Annotated in this window: 2 protein-coding genes; both read left to right on the top strand. The window is 66.2% G+C overall.

The window, feature by feature from the left end:
* On the top strand, window positions 1-269 hold a 269-nt coding region (locus NS184_RS18490), incomplete at its 5' end, for a hypothetical protein (protein WP_206556305.1).
* The coding region (locus NS184_RS16815; protein ID WP_058727216.1) for a nuclease-related domain-containing protein at window positions 256-538 on the top strand (283 nt) is incomplete at its 3' end. The genes NS184_RS18490 and NS184_RS16815, both read left to right, overlap by 14 nt.

The following is a 538-nucleotide window of genomic DNA, read 5'->3' as shown; positions in this document are numbered from 1 at the left end:
TGGCCGCGATGAGCCACCTCGACAAGCCGCTCACTGTCGCACTCACCGCCACCCGAGGCAAGCGGAAGAACTTCACCGTGCAGCCGCTCCCCGACGTCGCACCTCAGCGCGATTGGCTGACCGAGCTCACCAACGCCGGTGACGACCTCGCCTCGATCGGCGCACTCGGGCAGGCGGCAACACAGGCAGGCGCACCCGCAGACGTGGTGCAGCAGATCCGGGAACGGTTCCAGCAGGTGAAGGCAGGTGCCGCAGATGGGCCGCAGTAAGGCGAAGGGCACAGCGTTCGAACGGCTCATCGCAGACCACCTCGCAGCCGCGCTCGACGACCGCATAGACCGGCAAGTGCTACGCGGAAACACGGACCTCGGAGACATCTCCGGGGTCCGTTCTCCGTTCGGCAAGGTTGTCGTCGAGTGCAAGAACCACAAGAGCATGACGCTCGGCACGTGGGTTGAGGAAGCGGAAGCCGAACGAGGCAACGCTGACGCACTCGTCGGCGTCGTCGTCCACAAGCGCCGCGGCAAAGGTCAGGCCG

The organism is Curtobacterium luteum (assembly GCF_001475545.1).
GTDB lineage: Bacteria > Actinomycetota > Actinomycetes > Actinomycetales > Microbacteriaceae > Curtobacterium > Curtobacterium luteum_A.
This window is presented reverse-complemented; position numbering and strand designations above follow the sequence as displayed.